Genomic DNA, 7,039 nt, shown 5'->3' with positions numbered 1-7,039 from the left:
AAGGAGGGAGTCAGACGCTTCTCAGTCAAAAGGAAGGATTGTTCTGACAACGAGACTGCAAAGAACCTACAAACACCAGGGCCGGATAAACAACGCAGAGGCTGACTACGGGCGCTGCGCCACGCCGCTACGGAACCTGTGGCGCCCGGCGAAGGTCGCAGCTATCCGAACGCTTCGCAGGTGGGTTTGCCACTGCGCTTGTGTCATCATGCTCCGACCGCCGGTTAGCCACCAAAGCCCTCTATGAACAAATCCTACGCATTGCTGCTTACCCTCGCCCTGCTCCAAGGCTGCCAGAGCCTGGCCCCGAACACGTCGGGCGGCCAGACACCCGCCGCCGATGCCGGCAAGAGCGCGGAAAAGCCCGTGGTGTACGGATCGTTCAAGCAGGAGACCGTCTACAGCCTGCTGGTGGCGGAGCTGGCCGGCCAGCGCAACCGCTTCGACATCGCCCTGAAAAACTACGTCGACCAGGCCGAGAAAACCCAGGACCCTGGCATTTCCGAACGCGCCTACCGTATCGCCGAATACCTCGGCGCCGACGAACCGGCCCTGGACACCGCGCTGATCTGGGCCCGTAACGACCCGCAGAACCTCGACGCCCAACGCGCCGCCGCCATCCAGCTGGCCCGCGCCGGGCGCTACGACGATTCCATGACCTATATGGAAAAGGTGCTGCAGGGCCAGGGCGACACCCACTTCGATTTCCTCGCCCTGTCGGCCGCCGAGACCGACCAGAGCACCCGCGACGGCCTGATGCAGAGCTTCGACCGCCTGCTGGTGAAGTACCCCGACAACAGCCAGCTGGTGTTCGGCAAAGCCTTGCTGCTGAACCAGGACAACAAGCCCGAACAGGCCCTGGAGCTGCTCGAGAGCCACCCGCCGCAGAACGGCGAGATCGCTCCGGTGCTGCTGCGTGCCCGCCTGCTGCAGGCGCTGGACCGCGGCCCGGAAGCCCTGCCGCTGCTGCGCGGGGCGATCCGCGACAACCCGGAAGACAAGCGCCTGCGCCTTACCTACGCGCGCACCCTGGTCGAGCAGGACCGCATCGACGACGCCAAGGCCGAGTTCGAAAGCCTGCTGCAGCAATACCCCGAAGACGACGAGATCCGCTATTCGCTGGCGTTGGTCTGCCTGGAAACCAAGCACTGGGACGAGGCCGAAGGCTATCTGCAGGAAATGGTCGAACGCGACGCCAACGTCGACGCCGCCCACTTCAACCTCGGCCGCCTGCGCGAAGAGCGCGGCATGCCCGCCGCCGCCCTGCGCGAGTACGCCCTGGTGGGTGCCGGCAATGACTACCTGCCGGCGCAACTGCGCCAGGCCGACATCCTCATTGCCAACGGCCGCAGCGCCGAAGCCTCGCGGTTGCTCGCCGAGGCCCGTGAAGCGCAGCCCGACTACGCCATCCAGCTGTACCTGATCGAGGCCGAGAGCCTGGGCAACAACGGCAAGGAGGCCCAGGCCGACCAGGTGCTGCAGCAGGCGATCAAGCGCTACCCCGACGACCTCAACCTGCTCTACACCCGCGCCATGCTCGCCGAGAAACGCGACGACCTGGCGCAGATGGAAAAAGACCTGCGCGCCATCATCGCCCGCGAGCCGGAGAACGCCATGGCGCTCAACGCGCTGGGCTACACCCTGGCGGATCGCACCACCCGCTACGGCGAAGCCAAGGCGCTGATCGACAAGGCCCACCAGCTCACCCCGGACGACCCGGCGGTGCTCGACAGCCTGGGCTGGGTCAATTACCGCATGGGCAAGCTCGACGAAGCCGAGCGCCTGCTGCGCCAGGCCTACGAGCGTTTCCCCGACCATGAAGTGGCCGCCCACCTGGGCGAAGTGCTGTGGGCCAACGGCAAGCGCCGCGAGGCCAAACAGTTCTGGGCCAAGGGCTTCGAAGCACAGCCCGACAGCCCCATCCTGCGCAAGACCCTCCTGCGCCTGACCGGATCCGAGAGCCTGTAAACATGTTTCTGCGTCATTGCATCACCTTCTCGCTCATCGCCCTGCTCGCCGGCTGCGCCGGTTTCGGCAGCAAAGAGGCCGTACAAGGCCAGGGCAGCCCGCAACTGTGGCGTGAGCACAAGCAGCAGCTGGCCAGCCTCGATGGCTGGCAGATCAACGGCAAGGTCGGCATCCGCGCCCCGCGTGACTCCGGCAGCGGCACGCTGTTCTGGCTGCAACGCCAGGACTACTACGACATCCGCCTGGCCGGCCCGCTCGGCCGCGGTGCCGCGCGCCTGACCGGGCGCCCCGGTGGCGTGGTGCTGGAAGTGGCCAACCAGGGCCGTTACCAGGCCGATAACCCCGAAGCCCTGCTGGAAGAACAGCTTGGCTGGCGCCTGCCGGTCTCGCACCTGGTGTGGTGGGTGCGCGGCCTGCCCGCCCCGGACAGCAAGAGCCAGCTCACCCTCGACGGCGACAGCCGCCTGGCCAGCCTCAAGCAGGACGGCTGGCAGGTGCAGTACCTGAGCTATACAGAACAGAACGGCTACTGGCTGCCCGAGCGCCTGAAGCTGCACGGTGAGAACATCGACGTGACCCTGGTGGTCAAGGACTGGCAACCACGCCAGCTGGGGCACTGACAGCTGATGGAAAAGCTCACCCTCCCCGCCCCGGCCAAGCTCAACCTGTGGCTGCACATCACCGGCCGCCGCCCGGACGGCTACCACGAGCTGGAAACCGTGTTCCAGTTCCTCGATCACGCCGACGAGCTGAGCTTCGCGCTGCGCGACGACGGCCAGATCCGCCTGCAGACCGAAATCGAAGGCGTGCCCCACGACAGCAACCTGATCGTTCGCGCAGCGCGCCAGTTGCAACAGCAATCCGGCACCACCCTGGGCGCCGACATCTGGCTGCACAAGGTATTGCCCATGGGCGGCGGCATTGGCGGCGGCAGCTCGGACGCCGCGACCACCCTGCTCGCGCTGGCCCACCTGTGGCAACTGGACTGGGATGAAGATCGCCTGGCCAGCCTGGGCCTGAGCCTGGGTGCCGATGTACCGGTGTTCGTCCGTGGCCATGCCGCGTTCGCCCAGGGCGTCGGCGAACAGTTGACCCCGGTCGACCCCAGCGAACCCTGGTACGTCGTACTGGTGCCGCAAGTGTCTGTCAGCACAGCGGAAATTTTTTCGCATCCAGAGTTGACACGTGATTCCCTCCCCCTTAAGATGCGCCCCGTTCCCGAGGGAAACAGTCGAAATGACTGCCAACCGGTAGTAGAGCAACGTTATCCTGAAGTTCGCAACGCGCTGATTTCATTGGGTAAATATACGGAAGCTCGAATGACCGGCACTGGAAGTTGTGTGTTTGGGGCCTTCCCAAGCAAAGCCGAAGCTGATAAAGTTCTGGCCCTTCTTTCAGCGACCCAAACAGGGTTTGTGGCGAAAGGAAGCAATGTTTCGATGTTGCATCGCAAGCTGCAAAGTCTGCTCAAGAAGTCGAGTTCATAAGAGCTCGCAGCAACAGATACAGGGGCGTCGCCAAGCGGTAAGGCAGCAGGTTTTGATCCTGCCATGCGTTGGTTCGAATCCAGCCGCCCCTGCCATTTTCCTATACTCATCCAGGTATACCCTCAGCCTTCAGGTACTGCGCGTGTCCAAGATGATGGTCTTTACGGGGAACGCTAACCCCGATCTGGCTCGGCGTGTCGTACGTCAGCTGCATATCCCTCTCGGTGACGTCTCTGTCGGTAAGTTCTCCGACGGCGAGATCAGCACTGAGATCAATGAAAATGTCCGCGGTAAAGACGTCTTCATTATTCAGCCGACCTGTGCCCCGACCAACGATAACCTGATGGAACTGGTAGTGATGGCCGATGCCTTCCGCCGCTCCTCAGCATCCCGAATCACCGCCGTGATTCCTTACTTCGGATACGCCCGCCAGGACCGCCGTCCGCGTTCGGCACGTGTAGCCATCAGCGCCAAAGTCGTCGCTGACATGCTCACTGTCGTGGGTATCGACCGTGTACTCACCGTCGACCTGCACGCTGACCAGATCCAGGGTTTCTTCGATATCCCCGTCGACAACATCTACGGCTCGCCCGTACTGGTCGACGACATCGAAGACCAGCGTTTCGAGAACCTGATGATCGTCTCCCCGGACATCGGTGGTGTGGTACGTGCTCGTGCCGTCGCCAAGTCCCTGGGTGTTGATCTCGGGATCATCGACAAACGCCGCGAGAAGGCTAACCACTCCGAGGTTATGCACATCATCGGCGACGTCGAAGGGCGCACTTGCATCCTGGTAGACGACATGGTCGACACCGCCGGCACCCTGTGTCACGCGGCCAAGGCCCTGAAAGAACACGGCGCTGCCAAGGTTTACGCCTACTGCACGCACCCTGTCCTGTCGGGCCGCGCGATCGAGAACATCGAGAAGTCGGTACTGGACGAACTGGTGGTGACCAACACCATCCCGCTGTCCGCCGCTGCTCAAGCCTGTGACCGTATCCGCCAGCTGGATATCGCACCGGTAGTAGCTGAAGCGGTACGCCGCATCAGCAATGAAGAATCGATCAGCGCGATGTTCCGCTAAGCGGGACACGTGTTGATGTGAAGCGCCCCGCCCCAACCTGTGTTGGGGCGGGGCTTTTTTGCCATCCCCGTCTGGCGCTGGTCGCAAACGCCTTGCGGGAGGCTATTTTGGAGAAACAAAATGACTGACTTCATCCTGAACGCCCAAGCGCGTACTGACCTGGGGAAAGGTGCGAGCCGCCGCCTGCGTCACACGCTGAACATCCCTGCCGTTGTTTACGGTGGCGATAAAGAAGCCCAATCCCTGACCATCGTGGCCAAGGAAATCGCCAAACTGTTCGAAAACGAAGCTGCCTTCAGCCACGTTATCGAACTGAACGTCGACGGCGCCAAGCAAAACGTCGTGGTCAAGGCCATGCAGCGTCACCCAGCCAAAGGCTTCATCATGCACGCCGACTTCGTTCGCGTCGTTGCTGGCCAGAAGCTGACCGCCAAGGTTCCAGTTCACTTCGTCGGCGAAGAAGCCCCGATCAAGAAAGGCGGCGAAATCTCGCACGTTGTTTCCGAGATCGAAGTTTCCTGCGAAGCCAAAGACCTGCCTGAGTTCATCGAAGTTGACCTGAGCAAGGCCGAAGTCGGCGCGATCATCCACCTGTCGGACCTGAAAGCTCCGAAAGGCGTAGAGTTCGTTGCTCTGGCCCACGGTGATGACAAAGCTGTTGCCAACGTTCACGCTCCACGCGTTGCTCCAGAAGCAGAAGGCGCTGCCGAGTAATCCACTCGCGCGCCGGTGTTGACCGGGTTACAGTGCGCCCCGCGCCCTGTAACCCACCAACTCCAAGGAAGAGCCCCTGACGTGACCGCCATCCAGTTGATCGTTGGCCTGGGTAACCCCGGCCCCGAATACGAACAGACCCGGCATAACGCAGGGGCTCTTTTCGTTGAACGCGTAGCCAGCGCCCAGCGTGTCTCCTTGACCGCTGACCGCAAATATTTCGGCCTGACGGCTAAATTCAGCCATCAGGGCAACGACGTTCGTTTGTTGATCCCCACCACCTACATGAACCGTAGTGGCCAGTCCGTGGCGGCCTTGGCCAATTTCTTCCGGATCAAGCCGGAGGCCATTCTGGTGGCACACGACGAACTCGACCTGCCTCCCGGCGTCGCCAAGCTCAAGCGCGGTGGCGGCCACGGTGGGCACAACGGCCTGCGCGACATCATCGCGCAGCTCGGCAACCAGAACGATTTTCACCGCCTGCGGCTTGGCATTGGCCACCCGGGCGACGCCAAGCTGGTCTCCAACTTCGTCCTGGGCCGCGCACCGCGCGCCGAACAGGAGAAGCTCGACGCCAGCATCGATTATGCCCTCGGCGTGCTGCCGGACGTGCTCGCTGGCGATTTCGCCAAGGCGATGCGCGAGCTGCACAGCCAGAAGGCCTGACAACTCTAGTAAGGGGAATACCCATGGGTTTCAATTGCGGCATCGTCGGCCTGCCCAACGTCGGCAAGTCCACCCTGTTCAACGCCCTGACCAAGTCCGGTATTGCGGCTGAGAACTTCCCCTTCTGCACCATCGAGCCGAACAGCGGCATCGTGCCGATGCCCGACGCGCGCCTGAATGCGCTGGCCGAGATCGTCAAGCCAAACCGCATCCTGCCGACCACCATGGAGTTCGTCGACATCGCCGGCCTGGTGGCCGGTGCCTCGAAAGGTGAAGGCCTGGGCAACAAGTTCCTCGCCAACATCCGCGAGACCGACGCCATCGCCCACGTGGTGCGCTGCTTCGAAGACGAGAACGTGATCCACGTTTCCAACAGCGTCGACCCCAAGCGCGACATCGAGATCATCGACCTCGAACTGATCTTCGCCGACCTCGACAGCTGCGAGAAGCAACTGCAGAAGGTCGCGCGCAACGCCAAGGGCGGCGACAAGGACGCCCTGGCGCAGAAGGCGATCCTGGAGAAGCTGATCCCGCACTTCACCGAAGGCAAGCCAGCGCGCAGCCTGATGAAGAACATGGCTGACGACGAGAAAGCCGTCATCCGTGGCTTCCACCTGCTGACCAGCAAGCCGGTGATGTACATCGCCAACGTGGCCGAAGACGGCTTCGACAACAACCCGCACCTGGACGTGGTCAAGGCCATCGCCGAGGAAGAAGGCGCGGTCGTGGTGCCGGTGTGCAACAAGATCGAAGCGGAAATCGCCGAGCTGGATGATGGCGAAGAGAAAGACATGTTCCTCGAGGCCCTGGGCCTGGAAGAGCCTGGCCTGAACCGCGTGATCCGTGCCGGTTACGAGCTGCTGAACCTGCAAACCTACTTCACTGCCGGCGTGCAGGAAGTACGTGCCTGGACCGTACGCGTCGGCGCCACCGCGCCACAGGCTGCAGGCGTGATCCACACCGACTTCGAAAAAGGCTTCATCCGCGCCGAAGTGGTGGCCTACGACGACTTCATCCAGTTCAAGGGTGAAGGCGGTGCCAAGGAAGCCGGCAAGTGGCGCCTGGAAGGCAAGGATTACATCGTCAAGGATGGCGACGTGATGCACTTCCGCTTCAACGT

At 62.6% G+C, this 7,039-nt stretch carries 7 protein-coding genes and 1 tRNA gene; all 8 read left to right on the top strand.

The genetic code is table 11. The features are described from left to right. The first annotated feature begins 243 nt into the window (after positions 1 to 243). Positions 244 to 1,968 carry a tetratricopeptide repeat protein gene (locus tag ACQ4N9_RS26230; RefSeq protein ID WP_125465544.1) on the top strand — a complete coding sequence of 575 codons (1,725 nt, stop codon included), beginning with the start codon at positions 244 to 246 and terminating at the stop codon, positions 1,966 to 1,968. Positions 1,969 to 1,970: 2 nt separating this feature from the next. Then, on the top strand, positions 1,971 to 2,588 hold the full coding sequence (gene lolB, locus ACQ4N9_RS26225) for a lipoprotein insertase outer membrane protein LolB (RefSeq protein ID WP_258643227.1): 618 nt from the start codon (positions 1,971 to 1,973) through the stop codon (positions 2,586 to 2,588). A gap of 6 nt (positions 2,589 to 2,594) precedes the next feature. Next, entirely contained in the window at positions 2,595 to 3,455 is an 861-nt protein-coding gene (gene ispE, locus ACQ4N9_RS26220) for a 4-(cytidine 5'-diphospho)-2-C-methyl-D-erythritol kinase (RefSeq protein WP_390970130.1), read from the top strand. 20 nt (positions 3,456 to 3,475) lie between these two features. Then, a tRNA-Gln gene (locus ACQ4N9_RS26215) sits at positions 3,476 to 3,550 on the top strand. Positions 3,551 to 3,597: 47 nt separating this feature from the next. Continuing rightward, a complete protein-coding gene (locus tag ACQ4N9_RS26210; protein WP_099773531.1) occupies positions 3,598 to 4,539 on the top strand; it encodes a ribose-phosphate pyrophosphokinase in 942 nt (313 codons plus the stop codon). Between the two features lie 120 nt (positions 4,540 to 4,659). Then, positions 4,660 to 5,253, top strand: coding sequence for a 50S ribosomal protein L25/general stress protein Ctc (locus tag ACQ4N9_RS26205; RefSeq protein ID WP_390970131.1), 594 nt, complete (start codon positions 4,660 to 4,662; stop codon positions 5,251 to 5,253). 81 nt (positions 5,254 to 5,334) lie between these two features. Next, entirely contained in the window at positions 5,335 to 5,919 is a 585-nt protein-coding gene (gene pth / locus ACQ4N9_RS26200; protein ID WP_110995623.1) for an aminoacyl-tRNA hydrolase, read from the top strand. 23 nt (positions 5,920 to 5,942) lie between these two features. Then, positions 5,943 to 7,039: redox-regulated ATPase YchF (gene ychF / locus ACQ4N9_RS26195; protein ID WP_153788462.1), on the top strand; the 1,097-nt coding region annotated here is incomplete at its 3' end.

The organism is Pseudomonas sp. ES1 (genome assembly GCF_050586605.1).
Lineage (GTDB): Bacteria > Pseudomonadota > Gammaproteobacteria > Pseudomonadales > Pseudomonadaceae > Aquipseudomonas > Aquipseudomonas sichuanensis.
This window is presented reverse-complemented; position numbering and strand designations above follow the sequence as displayed.